This is a genomic window from Marinobacterium sp. xm-g-59, assembly GCF_013283315.1.
Classification (GTDB): domain Bacteria; phylum Pseudomonadota; class Gammaproteobacteria; order Pseudomonadales; family Balneatricaceae; genus Marinobacterium_E.
Genome location: NZ_WBYR01000002.1, coordinates 109,006 through 135,989, shown reverse-complemented (window position 1 = coordinate 135,989; position 26,984 = coordinate 109,006). Strand labels below are relative to the sequence as shown.

32 protein-coding genes are annotated in these 26,984 nt (G+C 47.2%); 16 read left to right on the top strand and 16 right to left on the bottom strand.

Annotation, left to right across the window (positions count from 1 at the left end; genetic code table 11):
- Positions 1–11: 11 nt before the first annotated feature.
- The 5 genes from mreC to XMG59_RS03100 are packed head-to-tail and all read left to right on the top strand — an operon-like array spanning position 12 to position 7,175.
- Positions 12–848 (top strand): rod shape-determining protein MreC, encoded by an 837-nt coding sequence (gene mreC / locus XMG59_RS03120; RefSeq protein WP_173498194.1) that lies wholly within the window; start codon positions 12–14, stop codon positions 846–848.
- Entirely contained in the window at positions 841–1,332 is a 492-nt protein-coding gene (mreD, locus tag XMG59_RS03115; RefSeq protein ID WP_173488565.1) for a rod shape-determining protein MreD, read from the top strand. Before mreC ends, mreD begins: the two co-directional genes overlap by 8 nt.
- Positions 1,332–1,916: a nucleoside triphosphate pyrophosphatase gene (locus XMG59_RS03110; protein ID WP_173488566.1), complete on the top strand. Its 585-nt coding sequence runs from the start codon at positions 1,332–1,334 to the stop codon at positions 1,914–1,916. Before mreD ends, XMG59_RS03110 begins: the two co-directional genes overlap by 1 nt.
- Before the next feature lie 11 nt (positions 1,917–1,927).
- On the top strand, positions 1,928–3,406 hold the full coding sequence (rng, locus tag XMG59_RS03105; RefSeq protein ID WP_173483910.1) for a ribonuclease G: 1,479 nt from the start codon (positions 1,928–1,930) through the stop codon (positions 3,404–3,406).
- Positions 3,407–3,455: 49 nt separating this feature from the next.
- On the top strand, positions 3,456–7,175 hold the full coding sequence (locus tag XMG59_RS03100; RefSeq protein ID WP_173498193.1) for a YhdP family protein: 3,720 nt from the start codon (positions 3,456–3,458) through the stop codon (positions 7,173–7,175).
- A gap of 9 nt (positions 7,176–7,184) precedes the next feature.
- Here XMG59_RS03100 and yjgA read toward each other — a convergent pair whose 3' ends face one another.
- From yjgA to XMG59_RS03040, 12 genes are read right to left on the bottom strand one after another with little or no spacing between them, the layout of a single operon-like run.
- Entirely contained in the window at positions 7,185–7,706 is a 522-nt protein-coding gene (yjgA, locus tag XMG59_RS03095; RefSeq protein WP_173498192.1) for a ribosome biogenesis factor YjgA, read from the bottom strand.
- 2 nt (positions 7,707–7,708) lie between these two features.
- On the bottom strand, positions 7,709–9,064 hold the full coding sequence (mgtE, locus tag XMG59_RS03090; RefSeq protein WP_173480510.1) for a magnesium transporter: 1,356 nt from the start codon (positions 9,062–9,064) through the stop codon (positions 7,709–7,711).
- Positions 9,065–9,093: 29 nt separating this feature from the next.
- The gene (locus XMG59_RS03085) at positions 9,094–9,363 is read right to left on the bottom strand and encodes an HPr family phosphocarrier protein (RefSeq protein ID WP_173483320.1); all 270 of its coding nucleotides are present in this window, start codon (positions 9,361–9,363) and stop codon (positions 9,094–9,096) included.
- Positions 9,364–9,371: 8 nt separating this feature from the next.
- Positions 9,372–10,232 carry an RNase adapter RapZ gene (gene rapZ / locus XMG59_RS03080; protein ID WP_173483915.1) on the bottom strand — a complete coding sequence of 287 codons (861 nt, stop codon included), beginning with the start codon at positions 10,230–10,232 and terminating at the stop codon, positions 9,372–9,374.
- Between the two features lie 2 nt (positions 10,233–10,234).
- Entirely contained in the window at positions 10,235–10,693 is a 459-nt protein-coding gene (locus tag XMG59_RS03075; protein ID WP_173483916.1) for a PTS sugar transporter subunit IIA, read from the bottom strand.
- Between the two features lie 12 nt (positions 10,694–10,705).
- The gene (gene hpf / locus XMG59_RS03070; RefSeq protein WP_173480514.1) at positions 10,706–10,996 is read right to left on the bottom strand and encodes a ribosome hibernation-promoting factor, HPF/YfiA family; all 291 of its coding nucleotides are present in this window, start codon (positions 10,994–10,996) and stop codon (positions 10,706–10,708) included.
- 52 nt (positions 10,997–11,048) lie between these two features.
- A complete protein-coding gene (locus XMG59_RS03065; RefSeq protein WP_173498191.1) occupies positions 11,049–12,548 on the bottom strand; it encodes an RNA polymerase factor sigma-54 in 1,500 nt (499 codons plus the stop codon).
- A 30-nt stretch (positions 12,549–12,578) separates the two neighbouring features.
- Complete coding sequence (lptB, locus tag XMG59_RS03060) at positions 12,579–13,304, bottom strand: LPS export ABC transporter ATP-binding protein (protein ID WP_173483918.1); 726 nt, start codon at positions 13,302–13,304, stop codon at positions 12,579–12,581.
- 2 nt (positions 13,305–13,306) lie between these two features.
- Positions 13,307–13,816 carry a lipopolysaccharide transport periplasmic protein LptA gene (lptA, locus tag XMG59_RS03055; RefSeq protein ID WP_173483318.1) on the bottom strand — a complete coding sequence of 170 codons (510 nt, stop codon included), beginning with the start codon at positions 13,814–13,816 and terminating at the stop codon, positions 13,307–13,309.
- Entirely contained in the window at positions 13,791–14,381 is a 591-nt protein-coding gene (gene lptC, locus XMG59_RS03050) for an LPS export ABC transporter periplasmic protein LptC (protein ID WP_173483919.1), read from the bottom strand. The genes lptA and lptC overlap by 26 nt, the downstream gene beginning before the upstream one ends.
- On the bottom strand, positions 14,378–14,914 hold the full coding sequence (locus XMG59_RS03045) for an HAD family hydrolase (RefSeq protein ID WP_173480519.1): 537 nt from the start codon (positions 14,912–14,914) through the stop codon (positions 14,378–14,380). The genes lptC and XMG59_RS03045 overlap by 4 nt, the downstream gene beginning before the upstream one ends.
- Positions 14,914–15,900 (bottom strand): KpsF/GutQ family sugar-phosphate isomerase, encoded by a 987-nt coding sequence (locus tag XMG59_RS03040; protein WP_173480520.1) that lies wholly within the window; start codon positions 15,898–15,900, stop codon positions 14,914–14,916. The genes XMG59_RS03045 and XMG59_RS03040 overlap by 1 nt, the downstream gene beginning before the upstream one ends.
- 181 nt (positions 15,901–16,081) lie before the next feature.
- Here XMG59_RS03040 and XMG59_RS03035 point away from each other — a divergent pair, with 181 nt between their 5' ends.
- From XMG59_RS03035 to hisD, 9 genes are all read left to right on the top strand, one after another.
- Positions 16,082–16,894, top strand: a complete 813-nt coding sequence (locus XMG59_RS03035; RefSeq protein ID WP_173480521.1) for an ATP-binding cassette domain-containing protein — start codon at positions 16,082–16,084, stop codon at positions 16,892–16,894.
- Positions 16,891–17,673: a lipid asymmetry maintenance ABC transporter permease subunit MlaE gene (gene mlaE / locus XMG59_RS03030; RefSeq protein WP_173480522.1), complete on the top strand. Its 783-nt coding sequence runs from the start codon at positions 16,891–16,893 to the stop codon at positions 17,671–17,673. The genes XMG59_RS03035 and mlaE overlap by 4 nt, the downstream gene beginning before the upstream one ends.
- Positions 17,673–18,131 carry an outer membrane lipid asymmetry maintenance protein MlaD gene (gene mlaD, locus XMG59_RS03025; protein WP_173480523.1) on the top strand — a complete coding sequence of 153 codons (459 nt, stop codon included), beginning with the start codon at positions 17,673–17,675 and terminating at the stop codon, positions 18,129–18,131. The genes mlaE and mlaD overlap by 1 nt, the downstream gene beginning before the upstream one ends.
- 1 nt (position 18,132) lies before the next feature.
- The gene (locus XMG59_RS03020) at positions 18,133–18,753 is read left to right on the top strand and encodes a phospholipid-binding protein MlaC (RefSeq protein WP_173480524.1); all 621 of its coding nucleotides are present in this window, start codon (positions 18,133–18,135) and stop codon (positions 18,751–18,753) included.
- Entirely contained in the window at positions 18,753–18,998 is a 246-nt protein-coding gene (locus XMG59_RS03015; protein WP_173480525.1) for a lipid asymmetry maintenance protein MlaB, read from the top strand. The genes XMG59_RS03020 and XMG59_RS03015 overlap by 1 nt, the downstream gene beginning before the upstream one ends.
- A 106-nt stretch (positions 18,999–19,104) precedes the next feature.
- Complete coding sequence (locus tag XMG59_RS03010; protein ID WP_173480526.1) at positions 19,105–19,344, top strand: BolA family protein; 240 nt, start codon at positions 19,105–19,107, stop codon at positions 19,342–19,344.
- Between the two features lie 21 nt (positions 19,345–19,365).
- Complete coding sequence (murA, locus tag XMG59_RS03005) at positions 19,366–20,628, top strand: UDP-N-acetylglucosamine 1-carboxyvinyltransferase (RefSeq protein WP_173498190.1); 1,263 nt, start codon at positions 19,366–19,368, stop codon at positions 20,626–20,628.
- Positions 20,629–20,642: 14 nt separating this feature from the next.
- Positions 20,643–21,287, top strand: a complete 645-nt coding sequence (gene hisG, locus XMG59_RS03000) for an ATP phosphoribosyltransferase (RefSeq protein WP_173480528.1) — start codon at positions 20,643–20,645, stop codon at positions 21,285–21,287.
- Position 21,288: 1 nt separating this feature from the next.
- Positions 21,289–22,599, top strand: a complete 1,311-nt coding sequence (gene hisD / locus XMG59_RS02995) for a histidinol dehydrogenase (protein WP_173483923.1) — start codon at positions 21,289–21,291, stop codon at positions 22,597–22,599.
- 21 nt (positions 22,600–22,620) lie between these two features.
- Here the strand turns inward: hisD and XMG59_RS02990 are convergent, their stop codons facing one another.
- Positions 22,621–23,709: a S1C family serine protease gene (locus tag XMG59_RS02990; RefSeq protein WP_173498189.1), complete on the bottom strand. Its 1,089-nt coding sequence runs from the start codon at positions 23,707–23,709 to the stop codon at positions 22,621–22,623.
- Between the two features lie 95 nt (positions 23,710–23,804).
- Between XMG59_RS02990 and XMG59_RS02985 the strand changes: the two genes are divergently transcribed.
- Entirely contained in the window at positions 23,805–24,566 is a 762-nt protein-coding gene (locus XMG59_RS02985) for a Nif3-like dinuclear metal center hexameric protein (RefSeq protein WP_173498188.1), read from the top strand.
- 35 nt (positions 24,567–24,601) lie between these two features.
- Here the strand turns inward: XMG59_RS02985 and XMG59_RS02980 are convergent, their stop codons facing one another.
- Positions 24,602–25,102: a ZapG family protein gene (locus XMG59_RS02980; protein ID WP_173498187.1), complete on the bottom strand. Its 501-nt coding sequence runs from the start codon at positions 25,100–25,102 to the stop codon at positions 24,602–24,604.
- 124 nt (positions 25,103–25,226) lie between these two features.
- On the opposite strand from XMG59_RS02980, the gene XMG59_RS02975 reads away from it, so the two are divergent.
- Entirely contained in the window at positions 25,227–26,024 is a 798-nt protein-coding gene (locus tag XMG59_RS02975) for a helical backbone metal receptor (protein ID WP_173498186.1), read from the top strand.
- Between the two features lie 3 nt (positions 26,025–26,027).
- Here the strand turns inward: XMG59_RS02975 and XMG59_RS02970 are convergent, their stop codons facing one another.
- Both XMG59_RS02970 and XMG59_RS02965 read right to left on the bottom strand, forming a co-directional pair.
- A complete protein-coding gene (locus tag XMG59_RS02970; RefSeq protein WP_173498185.1) occupies positions 26,028–26,378 on the bottom strand; it encodes a hypothetical protein in 351 nt (116 codons plus the stop codon).
- Positions 26,379–26,396: 18 nt separating this feature from the next.
- On the bottom strand, positions 26,397–26,960 hold the full coding sequence (locus XMG59_RS02965) for a cob(I)yrinic acid a,c-diamide adenosyltransferase (RefSeq protein WP_173498184.1): 564 nt from the start codon (positions 26,958–26,960) through the stop codon (positions 26,397–26,399).
- Between the last annotated feature and the right edge of the window lie 24 nt (positions 26,961–26,984).

Below are 26,984 nucleotides of genomic sequence, written 5' to 3'. Positions count from 1 at the left end.
GGTTTAAAGTCATGATCTTTAAAAGTGGTCCGTCGCGTTTGCTGTTTACTCTTCTCATAATCGTAGCGCTCTCTATCGTAGCGCTCGATCTTACCTCCAACAAATTTCGTGAAGGCAAAGCCTATCTAAACCTTGTTGCTACCCCCTTGCAGTGGTTGGTGGATTTGCCAGTCAAAATGGCAGATGGCGTTTCAGATGTGGTGGTCAGTCGTGCCACACTGATTGCAGAGAATGATGAGTTGCGAACAGAAGCCATTCTGCTAGAACAAAAAGTGCTACAAAACGCGACTCTTGCCAGTGAAAATCGCCGTTTAAGAACTTTGCTGAATGCTCGCCAGAAAGTGGAGGAAGAGGTTCAGATGGCTGAGTTGATCGGCGTTAGCTCTGACCCTTTTCAGCATGAAATATTGATTAACCGCGGTGAACAGGATGGAGTTGTTATTGGGCAACCTGCACTGGACTCCGGCGGTATCATGGGTCTTGTCGTTGATCTTGCGCCCGTCACCAGTCGAGTCATGTTGGTGACTGACTCTAGATCCTCTGTGCCTGTTCAACTGTTACGTACGGGTTTCCGTACCCTTGCGCTCGGTAGTGGATCCACTACTGAGCTCAAACTGGACCACATCCCCAATACTGAAGATATTCGTATTGGTGACCTGTTGGTTACCTCAGGGTTGGGCGGCGTCTTTCCAATGGGTTACCCTGTCGCTGAGATAACCGAATTTAGACAGGAGCCTGGTCGTTCCTTTGCAGTGGTTAGAGCAAAGCCAACGGCAACGCTTGATAAGAGCCGCTATCTGCTTTTGGTTCAGCAGGTGAATGGGTTAGAGAGGTTGGAGAGTGAGTGATCAAGCCTCTGGCGGTGGTTTTTTTGTCACTCTAGCTACTTTTCTGCTAGCAATAACGCTGAGTCAATTTCCTTTGGATAGCTCTTTGCAGTGGTTCCGGCCAGACTTCGTTCTGTTGGTTCTTTTCTTTTGGCTTATTTGGGCCCCCAATCGTGTTGGCTTAGTCTATGCGTTTTTTATTGGGCTATTACTGGACTTAATGCGAGGCTCAGTGCTTGGTTTAGGTGCTCTATCTCTGACTCTGATTGCCTTCATTACACAGTTACTGCACAGTCGGTTAAGAGTGTTTCCAATGCTTCAGCAGTCCTTTGTGTTGCTGCTGTTGGTGGGGCTTAATCAATTGATCTACTATTGGATGCAAGGTCTGGTGGGAAATTCTGCTGATACACTGCTGTTTCTTGTGCCGGCTTTGACCAGTGCGCTTCTCTGGCCATTCGTGTTTATGTCTTTGCGTCGCTTGGCACGATCCTTGGATTTGAACTAATGAACGTGGTTTTGGCCTCTCAGTCACCTAGGCGACTAGAGTTATTAAAACAGATAGGGATCTCTCCAGAAGTTCATCCGGCTCATATCGATGAGACACCACTTAGCGAGGAAACACCTGAGGATTATGTAAACCGCCTGGCACGCAATAAAGCCAAAGCAGTTGCAAAACACTACCCAGGGGCTCTGGTAATAGGTTCCGATACCAGTGTAGTGATCGATAATCAGATATTAGGGAAGCCTGAAAGTCCTGACCACTTCTTTACTATGTTTAAACGCCTGTCGGGTAATCAACATCAGGTTATGACGGCGGTCGCTATTACTGATGGTCAACAGACTCGCAGCGAAGTGGTGATTACTCAGGTTAGCTTCTATCCTGTCAATGAGAGAGATATGGAGCGCTATTGGTTCAGCGGAGAACCTCAGGATAAAGCGGGTGGATATGGCATTCAGGGCATGGGTGCACTGTTTGTCAAAGAGATTAAGGGAAGTTACAGCGCAGTCGTGGGTTTGCCGATCGCTGAAACTGGAAAGATTTTAGAAAAATTTGGATTCTCAGCGTGGACCCAAGGGTCTGTTGAGTAAGGAGTAAGGTTTTGGGTGAAGAGATACTAATTAACTTCACACCGATGGAGACTCGAGTCGCAGTCATTGAAAATGGCATGCCGCAAGAGATCTATGTTGAGCGTGCAAAGCGTCGCGGGATTTTAGGTAATATCTATTTAGGGCGAGTGGTTCGAGTGCTTCCGGGCATGCAGGCTGCATTTGTCGATGTGGGGCTTGAGCGAGCTGCTTTTATACACGTTGATGAAGTGGTTGATCAGTCTCTGACACCGGATGAACGTGCTGCTCTTTCCATTGCTCAGGTGTTGCGTGAAGGCGAATCACTGCTAGTACAAGTGACTAAAGATCCTATTGGCAGTAAAGGAGCCCGCCTGACGACCCATATATCTCTTCCATCACGCTATCTGGTCTTAATGCCAGATGCCTCTCATATTGGGGTCTCTCAACGAATTGAAGATGAAGAAGAACGAGATCGCTTGAAGCAGATTCTCAGATCTGAGTTGATCAATTCTGACGATGAGACAGCTGAGCCTGAGTATGGCTACATTCTGCGCACCGTCGCTGAGGGTGTGACAGAGTTGGAATTAAAAGCCGATATCAGTTTCTTGCATCGCTTGTGGGAGAGTATTCAGAACCGAGTTAAGGGGGCGAAAGCGCCGGCAACCGTCTATGAGGACCTGCCGCTCAATATGCGAGCACTCAGAGACATGACTCATTCTGAAATTGAACGTATCAGAATTGACTCTAAAGAGACCTTTCAGCGTGCACAAAGCTTCGCTCGCACACTAGTTCCTGAAATTGAATCGAAGCTGGAATACTACCCAGGTGAACGTCCTATTTTTGACCTCTTTAACGTTGAAGAGGAGATGGAGAAGGCTCTGGGTCGCAAGGTTGAGCTTAAGTCGGGTGGCTACCTGATCTTTGACCAAACCGAAGCGATGACCACGATTGATATCAATACCGGCGCTTTTGTCGGTCATCGCAATTTGGAAGAGACGATATTTAAAACCAATTTGGAGGCTGCGACGGCGATTGGTCGACAACTGAGGCTTCGTAATTTGGGTGGCATTATTATTATCGATTTTATCGATATGGAAGACCCAGAACACCAGCGTCAAGTTTTGCGAACTCTTCAGCGACAGCTAGATAAAGACCACGCTAAATGCAAAGTGACTGGCGTATCCGAATTGGGGCTGGTTGAAATGACGCGTAAACGTACTCGTGAGAGTTTAGAGCAGGTTCTGTGTGAAACCTGTGAGACCTGTTCAGGTAGAGGCATGATTCGCACGCCTGAGACGGTGTGCTATCAAATCTTTCGAGAGATCTTGCGTCAACATAGGGCCTACGATACCGACTCCTATTTGGTCATTGCGGCTAAAGCCGTGGTTGATTACTTGCTGGATGATGCATCAGACCATGTCGCTGAACTGGAGTCGTTTATTGGGAAAACGATTCGCTTCCAGAGCGACACTCACTACAACCCAGAACACTTTGATGTGGTTCTGAGGTAGCGGGGAATTCATGGTTCGGCATACGCTTTGGGTCAGTTGGTGGGTTTTGATGGTAGCAGCACTGTTAGCCATCTTGCTAACGGCTGTGCGCTTAGCCTTCCCTTTGCTGGGCGATTACCGAACCGATATTGCGGCTCAGCTTAGTCAATATCTTGGCGTTGAAGTCTCGATAGGTGAGCTTGAGACTGGCTGGCGCGGCCCCTATCCAACTTTTGAGTTTAAAGAGATCCATTCGGATATCGACTACCTCAAACCAAAGCAGATCGAGTTTCACCTCCAAAACATCTCGTTTGAATTGGATCCATGGCGTTCATTGATTGATGCTGCACCTATTTTTCAACGGGTCACGGCAAAGGGGTTGAACGTAAAATGGCGTCAGTCTGAAGGGCGGTGGTTAGCTGACTCGAATCAATCAAAGACGGATAATCGCGCAATCGATACGTTGATTGCTATTCTATTTGAACAGCCTTCCATCGAATTTTCTGAATCACAACTTCATCTGATTCCAGAATCAGGTCGCTCTCGTTTCATCAATCTGGACAATATGTCTCTTGAAAGCAGTGAAACAGAGCATCAATTGAGCGGTAGTTTTTGGATGCCAGTGTTGGGTCAAGATAGTCGCATGCGTTTTGCGATTCAGCACCAAGGTCAATCCACAAACGGTCAGCTACTATTACCTTTCTATGTTGAACTCGATAACATTGGCTCAGAGTTGGCCGATCTTGCAGGGGTCGAACAGCGCTTCTCTATTAGTGCGAATGCGCGGCTATGGGGGCAGTTGCGTGGCGCCAGTCTTGATTATCTTGTCGGTAATTTATCAGCCAATAGCTTGCAACTTGTACTGCCCGATGAGCTTGGTGAGCTGGCACTAGAGCAGCTTTCAACAAATTTCTCTGTTCAGTCGGTTGATCGTGATTATCAGCTGCAACTTCAAGACTTTTCAACCCTCTATCAAGGCAGTGAATTCTCACTGCCACCGACTGCGATCGATTTAAGTACTGGCGTCAATGGTTGGATGGCTAATCGAATTCAACTGGCTGAGCTTAATCTATCAGACCTGTCGGCTCTTGCGCTTAACCAGCCTTTGGGTGATCAAAGCAGAGAGGTGATTAAATCGCTCTCTCCCGGTGGTTTAGTCAAAGGGTTAACCGTTGATCTTAGCCAGGGATTTGAAAACCTCTCTGTGGTCGGTGAGTTGTCAGATGTGTCGGTCAAATCCTGGAAAGGTTCACCTGCTGCATCACAGTTGAATGGTTCGTTTTATGTTTCAAGTGACCGCGGCTGGGTAGATATTGACAGTCAGCAGCTTGTCATGGAATTCCCAACGGTCTACGACTGGGCATTGCCGTTTAATTTTGCGCAAGGACGTGTTAACTGGCAGCTCCACAGTGATTATGTGGCCGTTGGATCTGATCTATTAGAGCTGGGGTTGAATAACATCCGAACACGAGGCCAGTTCTCGATTGATCTACCCTATGATAAAGAGCAACAAGCGCTACTTAATCTATCGATGGGGCTTAAGGGTGCAATAGCCCGAGAGGCTCTACTGCTAACTCCGCCTAAGGTTGTCGGTGAAGGGTTTTATAGCTGGTTAAACAGAGCGCTGATTCAAGGTGATGTCAAAGAGGCCGGTTTAGTTCTGGTGACTCCGACTAGGCTTGTGGCTGATAGACCTAAGCCATTGAGCGAGCTCTACGTAGCGGTAGAGAATACAACACTAGATTATCAATCACCCTGGCCCGTGTTGAACCGGGCCGAAGCCATCATTCATGCTCGAGATGGGGCAGCTCGTGTTCAGTTAGAGCAGGGCAGTGCTGCAGGTACTGAGATCGGTTTTGCAGATCTTTGGATGGAGAGTGGGTCGGGTGAACTCGAGACCTTGTTAGCGATTGAGGGTTCAGCTTTTGATTTGAACAGCCTATTTCACAGTGAGGCGTTGGCCAACAGCGTTGGCAATAAGCTAGGGGATTGGCAGCTATCGGGTAGTCATAAATCTTTAGTGGATCTATACGTTCCTCTCAAAGGAGGGGCCCCTAAACTGCAGATTCAATCCGAGCTGAATCGTGGTGTCTTTATATCTGAAACCCAACGGGTTGCCGTAACGGATATAGATGGCACAGTTAATTTTAATTTGGCAAGTGGACTGTCGGCTGAGGGTTTGAAAGCAAGCTTCTTAGGTCGAACATTTGATGTTGATATCTCAAATGACTCAACCGCAACTGATATTCAGATTGCTGGTCGAATCGATTCTCATAGGTTAATGCAATGGGCCGGTATCCCACTGTCAGGTGTCATCTCGGGTGAAATTCCACTCAACTCGACATTAAAACTCTGTTCTAAACAGTGTCAATCGACTCTAAAAGTGGAGTCTCAATTAACCGGTACCCGAGTAGATGCTCCAGACTATTTAGCACATCAATCTTCCGATATTAGCCGCTTGAGCCTACTGATGACCCTGCACTCATCACCAACAATACAGCTTAATTATGCGGATCGTTTAAAGGCTCACCTAAATTTAGATTCACCCTTAACCGGTAATATTCGTCTAGGCGGAAATCAGGCGAGCTATAAAATATCTGATCGCCTTCACATTGATGGATCCCTTCCTTCAATTGAAGTTGAGGAGCTACTTGGGTTTATTGATGCTCTATCAGAGCCTAAAAATGGAACTAAAGAAAGGCTTTCCGTTACAACAGCCATCGAGATCGGACAGCTGAATGTTGGAGCTCTTAAATTTGAGTCAATCCTTGCTGAGGCGAGCAATCCTAACGATCGGTGGTCTATTGCACTGGATGGCCGTGATATTCAGGGTGTTATAGATTACAAGCTTGCTGATTCCAGCTTGAACTTAAATCTTCGCCACCTTCACCTGCGCACACCAGAGAGCGATCCATCGATATTAGAACCAGAAGTTCCATTGCCTGATCCGACACCCATCGAGGTGATTAGCAAAATACCTTCAACCAACCTTCTGATTGAAAATCTTGTGTGGAATGATGATCATTGGGGTCGTTGGACAACCCATCTACTTCCATCCGGCAATAGCCTCTTGATCGATCAATTGGAGGCCGATGTCGCAGGTATCAGCATAACCGGACAGGGTATCTGGTCAGTCGGTCAGGGTGAACAGAGTCGCATTGCTCTTAGCGCAAAAGGCAGCAACCTTGCTGACTATCTTGAATCAATGGGTGACCCAAGAGCGATAGAGACCAAAAGTCTCTCCGCTGAGTTTGCACTGAGCTGGCCTGGAGCGCCTTGGTCATTCAGTCGTTATCGCCTAGGAGGTGATCTGCAATTTGACCTTCGAGACGGGCAGATTACTGAAGCAAAAGGTAACTCAGCGCTTCTTCGATTGTTTGGAATACTCGATTTTAACAATCTATTTAAACGTCTGCGCCTCGATTTTAGTGACCTTTATAAATCCGGTATCACCTTTGATAAGTTGGTTGGTAAGTACCATTTAGAGGATGGGGTTGCTAAGACTCAAGAGCCACTCATTATGAGAGGCGCTTCGGCCGATTTGACTGCAGAAGGCTCTTTAAATCTTATCAATAGAACGGTGGATAAACGGGTTGATGTGATTTTGCCACTGACAGGCAATACACCCTTGGCAGCGGTTCTACTTGGGGCCCCTCAGGTGGCAGGAGCCCTGTTTCTTATCGATAAGTTGATTGGGGATAAGATCAACGAAGCGACTAAACTTAGCTATTCAATGACAGGCCCATGGAGAGAACCTGTGCTTGAAATCATTAATAAGAGAGATCGTTAAATGTTACTCTCAAGACTCGTCATCTAAGTCACGAAGGTACTGAAATACCTTTCTGAAATTGGCCGGTGGCTTGTTCTCTTTGCGCTCTTTTTGAGCATTTCGAATCAAAGCTCGTAGATGCTGCATATCGCAGTTTTCAAACTTCTCCATCACCTCAGAGAGCGCTGACTTGTCTCCGGCTATCAATCGTTCACGCAACTGCTCAAGTGCATGAAATTTCTGGTTATGAGCAGCGCTAGCTGAGTCGAATTGGTCAATGGCGACACGAATGGCATCGGCATCCTCTGTGCGCATCAATTTGCCGATGTACTGAAGTTGACGTTTTTTCGCACCATTTGAGGTGATTCTTGTCATCTCTGCACAGGCCTCTGCGAGGCGTTCAGACATGGGGACTTTCGCTTGTTGATCAAGTCGTAACTCAGTGATGCGACCACCCAGTTTTTGAAGCTCTTCAGCTTCCCGTTTAACTTGGCTGCGGCTGACGAGTTCGATCTCTTGATCACTCTCTTTTGAAAAATCTTTACTGCTCATAATTAACCGTAGAAAAAGGTAGCTAGTCCAAGGAAGGCAAAAAAGCCTACCACGTCTGTAATGGTGGTGAGTAGAACACCCCCAGCTAGTGCTGGGTCGATTCCCGCCTGCTTAAGGGTCAGTGGCAAAAGGCTGCCTGCCATCGCGCCCGCGACGAGATTGATCACGATGGCCATTGCGATCACTATACCGATCGTCATGTCTTGGAACCAGAGGACAGCAATGGCGGCCACTACAACAGCCCAGAGTGACCCGTTGATGATGCTAACGATTAACTCGCGGTTAAACAGCCAGCCAATATTGTGTCTTTCAATGTGTCCAAGTGCTTGGCCGCGAATGACAAGAGTGAGGGTTTGACTGCCGGCGATGCCACCCATTGAGGCGACGATTGGCATCAGTACTGCCAAGGCTACAACCTGATCGATGGTGGCTTCAAACAGGCCAATGACGGCCGAGGCCAAAAAAGCGGTAATCAGGTTAATTCCTAGCCAGACTGCACGACGGCGACTGGTTTTTAGTACCGGAGCAAAGGTGTCTTCATCCTCGTCCAGACCGGCCATGCTCATCAGTGAGTGATCGGCGTCTTCTCGAATGACGTCGACTACGTCATCGATGGTGATACGACCTAGAAGCTGTCGATCCTCATTGATAACAGGGGCCGAGATCAAGTCGCGCTGTTCGAAGATGCGAGCTACCTCTCGTTCAGGAAGATCGGCAGGGATTGCATGGTCATTCTCGGTCTTCATGATTTCACGAACCAGCATCTGTGGGTCTGAAATAAGAAGTCGAGTAATAGGAAGTACACCGATTAGTGCGTTGCGTTTGCGACTCACTACGAAAATACTGTCGGTACTGTCAGGAATCTCACTGTGTCGACGTAGATAACGAAGCGCCGTCTCAACCGTAATATCAGGTCGAATGGTTACCGTATCGGTATTCATCAGACCGCCGGCCGTATCATCAGGATAGGAGAGTACCGCTTCAACACGTTGGCGATTCTGCAAATCCATGTTTTGCAGCATCTCTTGCATGACCGTGTCAGGAAGTTGCTGAAGAATATCGGCTAAGTCATCGACATCGAGTGACTCTGTCATCGCCAAAATTTCTGCCGCGTCTAAATCGCTGACAATTTCAGCCTGAATATCTTCACCGAGGTGTTGTAGAACCTCACCCTCTATCTCTGGGTTGAGCAGGTTCCATACAATGCGACGTTCGCGAGGAGGGGTTTTCTCTAGAAGGTGAGCAACTTCCACAGGCCGCATGCCCTTGTTGAGCATGTAGCGAATCTGTTTGAGATTATCTGATTGAAGGGCTTCGCTTAACGTATCTAGAGCGATCGGTGCTTCGTCCGTACTCATGCAGCCCTCCTTTACGAGTAGGTTAGTCTCTACTCATCTTCGTCAAAACGGTTATTTATGATCTCAATCACGGCATCCATCGCGGCGGATTCATCAGCGCCATCCGTTTGTATGATTAGATCTGTTCCTTGGGATGCAGCCAACATCATAATGGCCATAATGCTTTTAGCATCGACTGTTTTGCCATCTTTTGTGATTTTGATGTCACAACCAAACTTACCTGTTACGCCAATAAGTTTAGCCGCTGCACGCGCGTGTAGTCCCAATTTGTTGATTATAGTAACGTTTTTTTCAATCATTGCGAAACTTATTCTGATAATTCTCGATGGCGTACTTGGATGTTATCCATTCTGTCAGCAAAGCGAGATGCAAGGCTCTCCGCAATGTATACAGAGCGATGTTGGCCGCCCGTGCAACCAATGCCAACAGTAACATAGCTTCGATTATTTGTTTTGAAATGGGGAATCCACTTCACAATGAACTGCTCTATGTCATTAATCATTTCATTCACTTCATCGGAAGCGTTGAGAAATTTTTTAACCGGTTCATCTTTCCCAGAGAGAGGGCGCAACTCTACAAACCAGTAGGGGTTAGGAAGCACCCTGACGTCAAAGCTGAAATCAACATCTAATGGAACGCCGTGCTTGAAGCCAAAGGATTCAAACTGCAAAGAGAGCGCTTGCTCTTTACGCTGTGCTACCCTCAATTTAATGGTGTCACGCAGTTCATAGAGTGAAAGCCGAGTGGTATCAACTCTCATGTCTGCAGAACTTGCAATGGGCTCAAGCAGATCTCGTTCTAAGGCTATTGCCTCTTCCAGTCCAATATCTTGGTTGCTCAGCGGGTGTTTTCTTCGAGTGGCGCTGTATCGTTTCAATAGGGTCGCTTCTGATGCGTCAAGATAAGTGATCTCGATGCCTATGTCTTCTCTAGCCCTCAAGGATTCCATGATCTCTGGGAAGGCTTTTAGGTCTGTATGCTGGTTGCGGGCATCAATGCTCACAGCAATCAGGGGTGCGTTATTCTGGTCGTTAAGCATCTGCTCGACCAACGCTGGCAATAGCGTCGCCGGTAGGTTGTCTATGCAGTAGAACCCAACATCTTCAAGTGCTTGCAAGGCGGTACTCTTCCCTGAACCACTGCGACCCGAGATAACAACGACTCTCATGATTAGACCTTTGATAGCTCAGTTGCTTTATTGAGTAGGGCCTCAGAATTCGTGCAGTCTCTAAGTGAATTAAGGGCTTCGGGCTTGCTGAACAGCTCGGCTAAACCAGCCAGTGTCTTAAGGTGCTCATCATTTCCATCATCGGGCACGATCAGTGCGCAGACAAGATCGACCGGCGCTGAATCGATTGAATCAAAATCGACACCGCCATCGAGTGTGATTAAGCAGGCGGATGCTGTTGAACAGCCCGGAATTCGACAGTGGGGTATACCCACGCCAGAGCCAATTCCTGTACTGCCTAATCGTTCACGATTAAGAAGGCCTGTAAAAATTTCATCTTCTGTTACGCCATCAACTGAAGAGGCCAGCTTTTCGCTGGCCACTTGAAGAAGGCGTTTTTTACTGGCGACTGACTCCCGGCAGGCGGTTGTTTCAGTCGTCAGTAGGTCACCTAGTTGCATGTTGTCGTTCGTTTATTTGTGAGATTTCATTTTTTCTTTATGCTTGATGATTTGGCGATCAAGCTTATCCACTAAGCCATCAATCGCTGCATACATGTCATCATGCTCATCAGAAGCTACCACTTGGCCACCGGCTAAGTGAACATCAGCCTCGGCTTTTTTACCCTGCTTTTCGACACTGAGAGTAACTTGTACATTCTGAATGTTGTCGAAGTGACGTTCTAGCTTATCGAACTTGTTACGTACGTATTCACTTAGAGCTTCAGTCAGGTCCACGTGATGACCAGTAATATTTATCTGCATATGACTTCTCCTCGTCTTAGGCGGAGTGAAAAAATGAGGCCGCCCACCTCAATTAAACCAAACGCTTTCTCTCATTTGAAGGTGGAATGTTGAGAACTTCGCGATATTTAGCAATGGTTCGTCTTGCAACATTCACCCCCTCTTCATCTAGTAGTGTAGCAAGCTTACTGTCACTTAGTGGCTTGCGAGGGTCTTCTTCTGAAATTAATTTTTTAATGATTGCTCGAATCGCAGTTGATGATGCACCACTGCCGTCACTGGTAGCCACCTGACTCGAAAAGAAATATTTCAATTCAAAGACACCGCGCGGGGTGTGCATGTATTTTCGAGTTGTAACACGGGAGATGGTGGATTCATGTAGATCAACGGCTTCAGCAATGTCGTGAAGAATAAGAGGCTTCATCGCCTGTTCACCCTGTTCAAGAAAACCGATCTGTCTGGAAACGATCTCCGTTGAGACCTTTAAGAGGGTCTCGTTGCGGCTTTGTAAACTCTTTATGAACCAGCGTGCATCCTGGAGATGGTCTTTTAAAAATTGGTTCTCCGCGGAGTTGTCTGCACGTTTAATCATGCCTGAGTAGACATCATTGATACGTAACTCAGGAACTACGTCGTTATTTAAAGTGAGTGTCCACTCCCCAGCGCGTTTACGCACGATCACGTCCGGTACGATGTAATCAGTATCACCCAGATCTAAAGAGTCTCCTGGTGTTGGGTTAAGTGATTGAATCAACCTAACCACCTCTGACAGTTGCTCCTCTTTGAGCCTCATACGGCGCATCAAAGATTTAAAATCTCGACTGCCCAACAGGTTTAAATAGTCGGTCGCTAGGCGCAGTGACTCTGCGCGCCAAGGTGTCTCTATGGGTAGCTGTCTTAACTGGATTTTCAAACACTCTGCAAGATCACGGGCACCGACACCGGGTGGGTCAAACTGTTGAATGCGGTGAAGTACTGTCTCCACCTCATCCATTTCCACTTCAAAAAAGAGTTCAGGTAGTTCCTCTTGGCAGTTAAGAAGAATGTCCTGCAGATCGGTGATCAGATAGCCACGATCATCGATAGAGTCGATAATCATCTCAGCAATGTATCGATCAACATCGCTGAAATTAACCAGATTCAGTTGCCAGTTAAGGTGGTCTTGGATGGGTTCAACCGCAGTGTCATTATCACCTGGCATCCAATCATCATCACGATTGGAATTTGAAGAGCTTTGGTAAGTATCGTCCCATTGACTGTCGGTTGAAAGCTGTTCAGGTATGTCATCAGTAGACCAGCTATCTTCCGGCTGAGACGATTCGAACGTCTCTTCGATCTCTGAATTAGATTGGGTCTCATCTAAGGTTGATGACTCTTTTTGCTCAATGCTTTGAGAGTTCTCTTCACTCTGATCTTCTTCATCGGCTACCTCCAGTAGTGGGTTACTATCGAGTGCCTCTTGAATCTCTGTCTGTAGCTCTAAGGAGGAGAGTTGCAGCAATTTGATCGCTTGCTGCAATTGTGGGGTCATGGACAGGTTCTGTCCGACTTTGAGCTGTAAAGAGTGCTTCATTAAAATGATAATTACTTAAAAGTGTGAGAGTTACAAGCGAAAATCATTGCCCAGATAAGCCTCTTTAACGGCTTGATTCATCATGATCTGCTCAGGCTCACCCTCTGCAAGAATGTTACCCTCACTAACGATGTAAGCCCGTTCGCAAATGTCGAGAGTCTCTCTGACATTGTGATCTGTTATCAGGACGCCAATACCTCGATCTTTAAGGTGTCTGATGGTCTGTTTGATGTCGCTGACAGAGATGGGGTCTACACCAGCAAAAGGCTCGTCCAGTAGGATGAAGTCAGGATCGTTTGCTAGGGCTCTTGCAATCTCAACTCGGCGTCTTTCACCTCCGGATAGGACCATCCCTTTGGACTCTTTGATGTGAGTGATATGAAACTCTTCAAGCAGTGACTGAGCTTTCTGGTGCTGTTGATCTTTGGTGAGATCTTTTCTCTGCTCCAGTATGGCCATCAGATTGTCGTAGACACTCAGCTTTCTGAATACAGAGGCCTCTTGCGGAAGATAGCCTAAGCCGCGTTTTGCGCGCTCATGAATAGGCATTCTAGTGACGTCGTCGCCATTGAGGCGAATGTTGCCTCGATCCGCTCTGACCAGACCTACAATCATATAGAAGCAGGTTGTCTTACCCGCTCCGTTGGGCCCAAGCAATCCTATAATCTCACCGGGCTCAACAGTGACGGACACATCTTGAATAACAGAGCGTCCTTTGTAGCTTTTGGCTAGGTGGAGGGCTTCGAGTGAACTCATGGTTAGTTATCTTTTTTAGGCTGAAGAACCATTTTGACACGCTGGCTTCCGCTCTCACTGCTAAAGGCTTTTACTTTAGAGTTCGCCATGTCGTAATTAATTTTAGCCCCAGTGAACTCGTCACCACCCTGAGTCACTCTAGCGTTCCCCGTAATTAACAGCAGTTGAGAGCTTACTGTGTAATCCAGAGTTGAGCCGGTTGCATAGGTAATCTCTTGGTCCAGTTGAGGGCGTTGTTCGAAGTAGGCTGGAGCACCTTTTGAGATGATCTGATTGATGGTGTCATCATTACCACGTAACAGATCGACGGTTTCACCTTTAAGCACCATTGATCCCTGGGTGATGATGACGTTGCCTGTGTATCGAGTGACTCCTTTGGCCTCATCAATATTAGCTGAGTCTGCCTCAACGTAGATAGGCTCGTCTCTATCGGTTGGCAGCGCTAAAGCTGATCCACTAAGAACAACTGTAAAGGCTAGAAATAGGTTACTGGTCAGTGCTCGAAGCGACATAGGCCCCCCTCACGGTTGAATGAAGATCTAAGGTTTTTAATTCCGTATTCAGTGTCATGCCAACCCCTTTGGTTGAACCCTGGTTGTTCAGAAATTCGACGGCTACATCACTGGTCGCCAGATTCTGTTCTGGAAAGTAGCTCAACTGCTCTGTGAAGAGTGCAGTGTCTTTCTCAGAATCTGGATTATGGTGAAGCTCTACACTGCCTTCAAGGTCTAGTTGACTGTTATCGTCCGCAAAATAGCCTAGACCAGCATTGATGGTGTGTTCAGTCGTGCCATCTTGGCGATAGCCTACGGAGAAAGGTGTTGTTAACTTCATCTGTTCTGAGTTAACTAAATGCTCTGCTCGCGGGGTGTGGGTGACAGAGCTTAGATTGCCCGCTTCAGACCAACGAGTGAGAGTGGCGTCAGTTACAAAAAAATCAATTCTGTTTGGGTTCTCTTTAAGGAGTACGCCCTCTTCAATATCGCCTTGATTCAATAACAGTGTGAAGATCAAAAAAAGAGCAATCAACGTCGACGCAATGGCTAATCGAATTTTCGCTCTGAGATTAGTGATCACTTAAATCGCTCCAACGCGTTGTCTAGCGTACCTTGGCAAGCCATGATCAATTCACACAGCTCACGTGCAGCTCCGCGACCGCCTGATTGAGTCGTAATATGATCAGCGTTCTCTTTTACGAGCCAGTGACCGTTCGGAACGGTGACCCCAAAGCGTGCGGCTATAATGGCAGATAGGTCAGGTAAGTCATCGCCGATATAGGCCGTGTTTGAAGCGTTAAAACCGGTGTTTTTCCAAAGCTCTTGAAGCGCGGTCAATTTATCTTCTCGGCCTTGCTGTATGTAATTGATGCCTAGTGACTCAGCGCGTTGGATGACTTGATTAGATTGTCTACCGGTAATGATGGCGGTTTTTACGCCGGATTCCGTTAACAGCTTAATGCCAAGGCCGTCCAGTATATTGAAGCTCTTAATCTCACTGCCATCGGCTAGGAAGCTAAGATTGCCCTCGGTCAGTATGCCATCAACATCCATCACCAGTAGTTGAATGGGTTTGATTAGTGCTATCTGTTCTTCTGTTGGATTGGGACGCATTAGATGACCCCTGCTTTTAACATATCATGCATGTTCAATGCCCCAGCAACTCTCCCTGTCTCATCTAAAGCAATGAGTGCATTAATTTTTTTATCTTGCATGATCTGTAAAGCTTCGGCGGCTAACATCTCAGGCGTCACCGTTGTGAAACTCTTTGTCATGACAGAGTCGATTGAGGCTTGATTCAGATTAACGCCTTGGTCAATGGCACGGCGGAGGTCCCCGTCGGTAAAAATGCCAAGAGGTTGGAGTTCTTCATCCACAACGGTTGTCATTCCCAGGCGTTTTTGGGTGATCTCCAAAAGCGCTTCTTGAATGGGAGTGCCTGGTGCAACTGAGGGAACTTCGTCTCCAGAGTGCATTAAATCACTCACTTTCAACAGCAGTCGACGACCCAGCGCACCGCCGGGGTGTGAAAAGGCAAAATCTTCTGCACTAAATCCTCTCGCCTCTAAAAGAGCCGTTGCGATCGCATCGCCAAGCACCAGTTGTGCGGTTGTACTGGAGGTGGGGGCAAGATTAAGTGGGCAAGCTTCGCGTTCGATAGGGGTCACAAGGCTGATATCAGCACTGGTTGCCAACGCTGAATGGGGTTTAGAGGTGATTGAAATGAGCGTAATCCCTTTGCGTTTAAGCAGAGGTAAAATAGTAACGACTTCGTTGGATTCACCTGAGTTGGATAGGGCAATGACAACATCTTCTTTCGTGAACATGCCCAGATCGCCATGACTCGCCTCGCCTGGGTGCACAAAAAACGCGGGTGTTCCGGTGCTTGCTAGAGTTGCTGCTATTTTGGTGCCAATGTGCCCTGATTTGCCCATGCCAGTCACGATGACACGCCCTTTGCAGTTCAAAAGAGAGTGACAAGCTTGGTTGAACGCCTCTCCAAGAGAGTCATTTAGGGCTTGTATAGCCTCTTGCTCAATCGAGATGGTCTGTTTGCCTGCGCTCACGTAATCGAATCGAGTGGTATTGGAGTCGGACAAGGGTCGAGATCCTTAAGTTCGCGTTAATACTGTTTAATTTACAGTATATTACTGTTTTTATAAGTGACTGTCCGGTAAAGAGTCTCGATATTTTTCTCTTAATCTAAAGGTCTGCTTGATAAGCTATGTTTTTAGACTAGAGTTCTACCAATATTTTCTATTTATTCATCGATAGGCACTGATGGCTCAATTAAATGATACACATATCGAAGTGAGTAATCTCAGCTTTTGGCGTGGTGAACGAAAGATCTTTGATGATCTATCGTTAACCATTCCTCGCGGCAAGATCACAGCGATCATGGGGCCCTCAGGAACGGGAAAAACGACCCTTCTTAAATTGATTGGGGGACAGCTTACGCCTGATCAGGGCTCGATTAGAGTCGACGGTGACAATGTTCACTCTCTTTCACGTCGCCGTCTCTTCGAGTTACGGGCAAAAATGGGGATGCTGTTTCAAAGCGGTGCTCTATTTACGGATATGTCAGTAGCTGAAAATGTCGCCTTTCCTTTAAGAGTTCACACAGATTTACCCGAAAGCGTTGTTCGAGATCTGGTTTTGATGAAGTTGAATGCTGTCGGCTTGCGAGGTGCCAGTGAACTTAAGCCAGCTGAGTTATCAGGGGGTATGGCAAGGCGGGCTGCATTAGCTAGGGCAATAGCCCTTGATCCGGATTTCTTGATGTATGACGAGCCCTTTGCAGGACAGGATCCTATTGCCATGGGCGTTCTGATTAATTTGATTTCTCGTTTGAACAGGGCGCTTGGTCATACATCAGTCATAGTCTCGCACGATATCCAAGAGACCTTGAGCATTGCAGACTACGTCTATCTTATCTCTGATGGGAAGGTGCTGGCTCAAGGTGCACCTGATCAACTCAATGGTTCTGAAGATCCGCGCGTTGAACAGTTCATGAAAGGTCGACCTGATGGCCCCGTTCCTTTCCACTTTCCAGCTCCCTCTTTCAAAGATCAGTTGTTTGGTGGCTCACAATGATTCAGTTTCTGCAACAATTGGGCGCTAAAACTCTTAATCGCGTGGCTGCAGTGGGTCGTGCAGGGCAGTTATTGAGTCAATCTCTAATTGCCAAGCCAGCACCTGTGATGATGTTGCCGCTGTTGGTTCGCCAGCTCTATTTCATTGGTGTGCTATCGCTGGTCATTATCATCGTATCGGGTCTGTTTATCGGAATGGTACTCGGTTTGCAGGGCTACACTATTCTGGTGGATTACGGTTCAGAACAGGCTGTTGGTCAGATGGTGGCGCTGTCGCTGGTTCGTGAGTTGGCCCCTGTGGTTACTGCACTGCTATTTGCTGGACGAGCGGGTTCCGCGGTCACTGCTGAAATTGGTTTGATGAAGGCGACCGAGCAGTTAGCCAGTTATGAGATGATTGGTGTCGATCCCATGCGACGCATTATTGCTCCGCGTCTCTGGGCAGGTTTTATCAGTATGCCTTTACTGTCGATGATTTTTGCGATCGTAGGTATCTGGGGTGGATCTTTAGTCGCTGTTGACTGGCTAGGTATTTTTTCTGGAAGTTTCTGGGCCAATATGCAGGCTTCAGTCAGCTTCTCTGAAGATGTTTTAAATGGTGTAATCAAATCTTTGGTATTTGGTTTTGTAGTGATCTGGATAGCTGTTTTTCAGGGTAATGATTGTGTGCCAACGTCAGAAGGCATCTCGCAGGCGACCACTCGCACAGTTGTCTACTCTTCGCTGGCTATACTAGGGTTGGACTTTCTTCTAACCGCAATGATGTTTGGAGATTTTTAATGCGTTTTCGTGCCCTCGAAATCAGTGTTGGCGCACTTATCCTCGCCGGTATTTTGGCTCTTGTCGCTCTGGCAATAAATGTCAGCGGTTTAAACCTCTCTCAGAAGGGGACAGGCTACACCGTCTATGCTCGCTTTGACAACATTGGGGGTCTAACTGAGCGTGCAAAAGTCTCCATGAGCGGTGTTCAAATTGGTCAGGTTTCAGCTATTCGCATTGATCCTAAGCGCCTGATGGCCGAAGTGGAGATGCAGATCTTTGATGATGTTGACTACCTTAGCATTGATAGCTCAGCGCAAATTCTAACGGCAGGTCTTTTAGGGGAGAAGTACATCGGTATTACCCCTGGGTTTGAAGATGATCTTTTGGAAAATGGTATGACGATTGAAGATACGCAGTCAGCATTAGTGCTTGAAGAGATTGTAGGTAAGTTCCTGTTTAATAAGGTGAGTGAGTAACATGTTAGGTCGTTTTATTTTTCTGGCTACTCTCTTGATGGGGACGTTATCTCCTGCGCAGGCTAATTGGGACTCTGCCAGTCAGATCATGGAGACAGCGACTGCGGATATGCTCGCCTTGGTTAATGATGAGCGCCTTCGACAGCCAGAGAATGTTGATGAGTTGATGGGGGAGATCGATAAGCTGGTCGGTGAGTCGGTTGATTTTGAGTACATTGCGAAATCGATCATGGGTAAATATTACCGCCGCGCTAGTGACAAAGAGGTCGCTGATTTTGCGGTCGTTGTGAAAAGCACTCTGCTTAGAACTTATGCCAAAGCAGTCGTTGGGTTCAACTTTAAAGAGTTTGAAATCATCCCTCCAGTTGAGCAAAGCCCAGATCCCGACAAACAGATTGTCAACGTGAATGTCTCTGCGGAAGATGGAACGGTTTATTCTCTTCTTTACTACATGGTTTACAAAGATGACCGTTGGTTATTGGTCAATGTGGTTGTCGATGGTATTAATCTGAGAATTACCTTCCGTAACCAATTTGCTGGCTTGATGGAGCAGCATGGAAAAATTGCTAAAGTGATCGAGCAGTGGTCTGAAGCGATGTCTGATAAAGTGTCAGGTGCCTAATGGATCCGGTGTTTAAGATTCAAGGTGAGTTGACTCGTAACACCTACAACCAAGTTGTTGAACAGGTTTGCTCGGCTATTGCTGCAGGAGCAAGTGCGATCGATCTATCTAATGTAACGAAAGTCGATAGTTGTGCGGTCGCCTTGTGGGTAGAGATCAAACGAAATAACGCCAATATTGAGTGGGCCAATCTTCCAACTCAGATGGAGACCATTGCGGACCTAGTGGGCGTTGATATTCAATAATCTGTAGTGTTCGTTTTGAATGCATTTATAGGGCCTTGATAGATGATATCAGGGCCCTTTTTCGTTATTATACGCGGCTAAATTTAAGGATTATCTGGAGATTACTATGCACGCCGATGAAGTGAAGCAACTGGTTGAGAGTCAGCTTGAGGGTTGTACGGTCCATACGGCGGGCGAAGGCTGTGATTTTCAGGTAACGGTTGTTGGTGAAATGTTCTCCGGAATGAGTCCGGTTAAGAAGCAGCAAGCGGTATACGCTTGTTTGACTGATCAAATTGCATCAGGTGCTATCCATGCTGTTTCCATTAAAACGTTTACTCCAGATCAGTGGGAGTCACAGCAGTAATTAATCTGCTTAGGTAATCAGATGGATAAATTAATCATTGAAGGTGGCGCTCGTTTAGACGGCGAAGTGTGGATCTCTGGTGCAAAGAACTCAGCGCTGCCGATTCTTGCTGCAACCCTAGTCGCTAGTGAGCCGGTCACTATATGCAATCTGCCGCACTTGCATGACATCACCACCATGCTTGAACTGCTGCGTCGTATGGGCGTTGAACTTACTGTGGGCGATAAGATGAGTGTGGAGCTTGATCCCACTACGATCACCGAATTCACAGCGCCTTATGAGCTGGTGAAAACCATGCGCGCTTCAATTCTCGTGCTTGGACCTCTATTAGCGCGACATGGACGTGCGCAGGTTTCATTGCCTGGTGGTTGTGCTATTGGTAGTCGTCCGGTCGATCTTCACCTGCGTGGCTTGGAAGCGATGGGGGCTCAGATTGAAGTCATGGATGGCTACATTGATGCTCGTGTTGATGGCCGCTTAAAAGGGGCTACGGTCTTTTTTGATACTGTGACGGTAACCGGTACCGAAAACATCTTATCAGCTGCAGTTTTGGCCGAAGGTGAAACGATCATTGAAAACGCGGCACGTGAACCCGAAGTGGTCGATCTAGCCAACTGCCTTATCGCTATGGGCGCTAAAATTTCGGGCGCTGGCACAGATACGATCCATGTACAGGGCGTAGAGACATTGAAAGGGTGCACTCACTCGGTTATGCCGGATCGAATTGAAACAGGAACTTTTCTAGTTGCTGGCGCAATCACTTCAGGTCGAGTGCGTACCCGTAATACTCGCGGTGATATTCTTGAAGCTGTTTTGAAAAAGCTTGAAGAGGCTGGTGCCAAAATCACACAAGGTGATGACTGGATCGAGTTGGATATGGAGGGCCGTCGCCCTAAAGCGGTGAGCATTACAACCGCTCCATACCCAGCGTTTCCGACCGATATGCAAGCTCAGTTTGCAGCACTTAATAGTATTGCTGAAGGCGTGGGGCGCATTAAAGAGACTGTCTTTGAGAACCGCTTTATGCACATTCAAGAGATGATTCGTTTGGGTATGAAAGTCGTTGTTGATGGCAACACTGCAACCATTGAAGGTGTAGAAAAACTTAAAGCGGCACCGGTTATGGCGACAGATCTACGAGCATCAGCAAGTCTTGTACTCACAGGTTTGGTTGCAGAGGGCGAGACTCCAGTGGAGCGTATCTACCATATCGACCGTGGTTATGAGTGTATCGAAGAGAAGATGCAGTCCTTAGGCGCTAAAATTCGCCGTGTACCCGCTTAATAATTGGATTAGTGATGAAAGAGCAATTAACCATAGCACTGTCTAAAGGGCGAATTCTTGAAGAGACCCTACCGCTTTTTGCTGCAGCGGGCATAGAGCCGACTGAAGATATTTTTAAAAGCCGAAAGCTCATCTTTGATACTAATCACGAGAATATTAAGCTAGTAGTGATTCGTGCGACCGATGTTCCAACCTACGTTGAGTACGGTGGTGCTGACATGGGTGTTGCCGGGAAAGATGTTTTAATGGAGCACGGCGGGGCCGGACTCTACGAACCCTTAGATTTAGAGATCTCTACCTGCCAACTTCGCGTAGCAGGAATGAAAGATGCTGAAGCAGTTGAAGGTCGCATGCGTGTCGCTACCAAGTTCGTCAACGTGACTCGTGAATATTTTGCTCGTCAAGGACGTCAGGTCGACATTATTAAGTTATACGGCGCGATGGAGTTGGCTCCTATCATGGGTTTGGCCGATCGCATTGTAGACATCGTCGATACCGGTAACACATTACGTGCCAATGGCTTAGAAGCGATGGATCACATTGCTGATATCAGCTCTCGTCTCGTAGTAGGACAGCCCTCTATGAAGATGAAGTACGATCTGATTCAACCAATTCTTGATCAACTAACACAAGCGGTTATTGATAAACGTGGAAAGTAATATGACTTCTCAAGTTAAACGTCTTAAAAGTTCACAAGCCGATTTCGATCAGCAACTTGATGCGATGTTGGCTTGGGAGAGTGTCTCAGATAAAGCCGTCAATGAGCGAGTTGATGACATTATTGCGCAGGTTCGAGCTAGGGGTGATGAGGCGGTTGTTGAGTTAACCAATCGTTTTGATCGCACGACTGTATCTGAGATCTCTCAGTTAGAGATGTCAAAAGCTCGTTTGCAGCAGGCACTTGAGGCTATTTCTCCAGAACAGCGTAATGCACTTGAAGTGGCTGCTGATCGTGTGCGTTCATACCACGAACGACAGCTCTCTCACTCTTGGCAGTACGAAGAGGCTGACGGTACATTGTTAGGCCAGAAAGTAACCCCTATGGATCGCGTAGGTATCTACGTTCCTGGTGGTAAGGCGGCATACCCCTCTTCAGTTTTGATGAACGCAATGCCTGCGAAAGTAGCCGGTGTTGAAGAGATTGTCATGGTTGTGCCGACGCCGGATGGTGTTATCAATGAGATGGTTTTAGCCGCCGCAGCGATTGCGGGCGTCGATCGTGTCTTTACAATCGGTGGCGCACAAGCCGTTGCTGCTCTCGCTTATGGAACACAGACAGTGCCTCGAGTCGATAAAATCGTCGGTCCAGGTAACATCTATGTTGCTACAGCTAAGCGTGCGGTATTTGGTGCTGTTGGTATCGATATGATTGCAGGACCTTCTGAGATTCTTGTGATTTGCGATGGTAAAACGGACCCGGATTGGGTTGCGATGGATCTCTTCTCTCAAGCAGAGCATGATGAAGATGCTCAGCCTATTTTGATCGCAACTGATGCCGATTATATTGATCGTGTTGAACAGAGTATTGCCAAATTGCTACCTACACTTGAGCGTGAGCAGATTATTTCGGCCTCTCTTGCGGATCGTGCTCTATTAATTGAAGTTGCTGATTTGGATGAAGCGGCTGCTCTATCCAATCGAATTGCTCCAGAACACCTTGAACTCTCTGTTGAAGACCCTGTCGCTTTGACTGAAAAGATTAAGCACGCTGGTGCCATCTTTATGGGTCGCTATACTGCAGAGGCTCTAGGTGATTATTGTGCGGGTCCGAACCACGTTCTGCCTACTTCTGGTACTGCGCGATTCAGTTCACCATTAGGAGTCTACGATTTCCAGAAGCGCTCTTCACTGATCATGTTCTCTGCTGAGGGTGCATCAGAGATGGGCAAAGTGGCTTCTGTTTTAGCGCGAGGAGAGGGTCTAACGGCTCACGCTCGTTCTGCTGAGTATCGAATCAAGGACAACACTTAACTTAGTGCTCCAAGCTGATGGTTATCGGCTTGGAGGTCTCTCACTGGTTGTCACCTCAAGTACCAACTCTTTGTTGTCCCTAAAGATCTTCATCTCTGTCACATCACCCGGTTTTACGCGAGCAATCTGATTCATTGATGCCACTCCGGAACCTTTAACGGGTTCACCGTTGATCGCTAATAAAACGTCACCCGGTTGCAGGCCTGCCAGCTCCGCAGGGCTATTGCGATAGATGCCGGTTAATAACAAACCTTTGATCTCTCGTTTCAGACCAGCGGCCTCCGCCTCATTTGGAAGCATCGGACGAGCTTCCACGCCTACCCAGCCGCGAATGACTCGGCCATAACGGACTAGATTGGATAGCACATCTATGACTTGTTCCGTTGGAATGGCAAAGCCAATGCCCTGTGAGCCACCTGATTTAGAAAAAATGGCAGTATTGATGCCAACCAGATCGCCGGTAGCCGTGATCAGTGCACCACCGGAGTTGCCTGGATTAATAGCAGCATCGGTTTGAATAAAGTCCTCATAGGTATTCAGCCCTAAACTGTGTCTGTCCATGCCAGAGATAATTCCTTGGGTAACGGTTTGCCCAACACCGAAAGGGTTTCCGATGGCCAGAACAACATCACCGATCGCTACACTGCTGGTTGGAAGCAGTGTTATGCCGGGTAGATTCTCCAGGTTTACTTTTAACAGTGCCAAATCTGATTCTGGATCGGTGCCGACAATGGAAGCCACTGCCTCACGTCCATCAATTAACGAAACGATGATCTGTTCAGCAGCAGCTACAACGTGGTTATTGGTCATGACGAAACCATCTTTGCTGATAATAACGCCAGAACCTAAACTTTGAGGAAGTGAAATCTGGTTGTTCTCATTAGTCTCTAATGAGCGTCCATAAATACTGACAACCGATGGCGCTGCCTTCTTCACGGCTTCAGAGTAGCTTGTAATCAATTGCGGCCCAGCTTGATCTGCGGGTGTGTTGATCAGCTTAATTTCGGTACTGTTAGAGCCGCTGAGCTGTGGGAAGAATTGAACGATCAATACTGCCGCTAGAATGCCAGCCAGTGTTGGCCAAACCAAGGTGTTCAGATACTTGCCCATGTTAAATTGCTCTTACCAGGTTGTATTGATTACTGATTATAAGGCGATAGCGGGGTAAGATGTAACTTGAACACTATTTTTCTAAGAGGTATCCAGTGTCTGTCGCGTTGAAAGATCTTGTCAGTTACTGCAACGACTATTTATCCGTTGATCGGTTTAAAGACTACTGCCCCAATGGATTGCAAGTTGAGGGTAAGAGAAATGTCTCGAAAATTGTCAGTGGTGTTACAGCAAGCAAAGCGTTGATTGATGCGGCAGTTGAGGCCGGTGCTGATCTTCTGTTGGTTCACCATGGTTACTTTTGGAAAGGGGAGTCCGAGCCATTGACCGGCATTAAAGGCAATCGTATTCGTACCCTGATGAAAAACGATATCAGCCTATTGGCTTATCATCTGCCTCTCGATGCGCATCCTGTTGTGGGAAACAATGCTCAGTTGGCTGAGATTATCGGCATTCAGATAGAAGATGGCATGGATCAGGGTAACCCGTTCAGTGTGGGGAATGTTGGGTCAATATTTCAACCAATGAGTGCTCAATCTTTCTCGGATCTAGTCTCCACGAAGCTTAGTCGTCAGGCTGAATTGATTCTGGGTGACGATCGTTCAGTGCAACGCATTGCCTGGTGCACCGGATCGGCAGAACGCATGATTGAACGTGCTGATCAGCTTGGGGCTGACCTCTTCATTAGTGGCGAGATCTCTGAGCCAGTGGTTCATTATGCGAGAGAAGCGGGTATTCACTACCTGTCAGCCGGACATCACGCAACGGAGCGATACGGTGCAAAGGCGTTGGGAGAGCATTTGTCGAAAACCTTTGGCATCGAACATCAATTTATCGATATCGATAACCCCGCCTGATTTTGACTGGCTGTTTAGGCAATAAAAAAGAGCGCTTAGGCGCTCTTTTCGTCTCGGTTGTAAACCTTGGCGGGGTCCGCTGGGTTCTCAACAATTTCAGAGTGAAGTCCAAAGCTATCTGACAGCGTGCCAGGTTCATCTTCTCTCTTCGGAGCGTAGTCTAGTGGCATAGAGAGAGTCGGTGGCTCTGCTTGAGTTTTAGAGGCTGTAGACTTGTCTTCCAGTTGACTGCCTGCACTGCTCTTTAGACTAGCAACCAATTTTTCATCACGAACCAGTGTTTCAGCACTTTCAGCTAAATGCTGATGCACTTTTTGGTATTGGTTGGTTAAGCCGTTCACAAGTTCAGCTGTCTTGCTGAAATGTTGGTTAACTTCATCACGGTAGCGCTCTAAATCAAGCTGAGCTTTCTCAAGATCGTTCGCAAGTTGTACTTCACGTGAACCGTTAGTGCCACTACGGCCAAACAAGAAACCCAATAAAGTACCGATAATAAGCGCAGCGATTGCAATAACCCAAACAGTATTCTGATCCACGTTAACTCCTTTGTGTGACTCAAGCTCTATCCGATAAGAATAAATGAAAGTCGCGCTAAAGCCCATGCTAAACTGGAGGCTTAATTCAATTATTGCTCAGTAATAAGTATTAATGAGGCTAGTTTTGCTGCTGCGCTTTCTGATTATTCTACTCATTCCTGCTTCGGCTCTAGCAGACCTTCGGTTGGTGGTGTTGTCGCCGGACCTGACTGAAAATATTTATGCACTGGGAAAAGGGGATTGGGTTGTTGGTAGGGTTTCTGCCGCTGATTACCCTAAAGAGCTTCTAGATATTCAAGTGATAGGGGACTACCAATCGCTCGATGCCGAAGCGATTGTGAAGTTAGATCCCGATTATGTATTGGCTTGGCAGGGGGGGAATCCCGAACGGCAGTTAACTTACCTTGAATCTCTGGGTCTGAAGTTGGTTCGGATTAAGGGGGATACTCTCGCTGAGATTCCTTCTCAGCTAACTGAGTTGGGTATTTTGCTGAATGCAGAGGCAGAGGCGAGTAATTTGATTGCCGAGTTTAATCGCCGCTTGGCCAGCAGCGCCGTCAAGGTAAAAGAGCCTAAGAGAGTCTTTTACCAACTATGGTCAGATCCGATGCTCACGCTTAACGCCCAATCGGTGGTTTCAGAAGCTGTGGACCATTGCGGTGGCGTTAATATTTTCAAAGATCGGCCTGAAATGGCACCGCAAGTCAGTATTGAATCAGTCATCAGTATGAATCCAGAGCTAATTTTAGCATCCGATGGTCTTCCTGATACTTGGCAAGAGGCTTGGCAGCAGTGGCCATTTCTTGAGGCGGTTAGGCACCAGAATCTCTATAAAATCAATTCCGATTATCTTCATCGTTTGACGATGAGAACCCTAGATGGAGTGGATGAGGTTTGTGAAATTTTGAGTCGCTCAGATTAATGACTAATCGGTCGACTCATCTTTGGGTTTATCGATCATCCCACCGATAAACAATTTGGTGTTTTCCCAAGCCTTTTTACCCAGATCTTTTGCTTGATCAGCCGTAAAGCCTTCAATAAAGGATTTCGACTCTTCTAGTGCTTCTTCACCAAACTCTTTCGCTTTACCCGCCCCGATTTTAGCCGAACAGAGAGTTCTTTCAGCAACGCAACGTGAGATACAGCCTGCTTTCTCTGCATCATTGGTAATGAAGCGAAGTTTACAGGATGCTTCGCACACATCTTGATCAAAGGCACAGTCTGCATAACTGGTTGTGGTGAATGTAAGAAACGTAAGAAGGGCCAGAAGGCGCATGGTTGGGTTCTCGATAGATTAATTTTTAGGTGAACGTTGTTGCCAGAGTATCTCTTCTTGTCCATCGCGTCGAGCTAGGACTCTGCCTAGTACAAACAGCAGATCCGACAGGCGGTTTATATAGGCTATGGCTTGCGGATTGACGCTACTCTCCTGTGCGAGCTCTACCAAGCCGCGTTCAGCTCGTCGGCAGACCGCTCTGGCGAGATGAGTGTGAGCCGCGTCGGGTGTTCCGCCTGGAAGAATGAAATTCTCTAGTGATGGAAGGGTGTCGTTGTAGTGATCCAACACCTCTTCAAGCCAATTAACCATCTCGGGTGAAATAACCACATAGCTGTCATCAGCAATGGCAATCTCACCACCAAGATCGAACAGATCGTTTTGAATTCTGCGAAAGATTGGCGATAGATCATCAGCTTCTGAAAGGTGTGAATCGACCACACCAATCAGACTATTTAACTCATCAACAGTACCCATCGCTTCAACACGCGGATGTGTCTTATGCACTTCTGCCCCAGTGGCGAGGCGGGTAGTCCCTCTATCGCCAGTGCGTGTATAGACTTTGGTAAGTCGATTAGCCATGAAGCACTCTCTTTTGACGTTGTT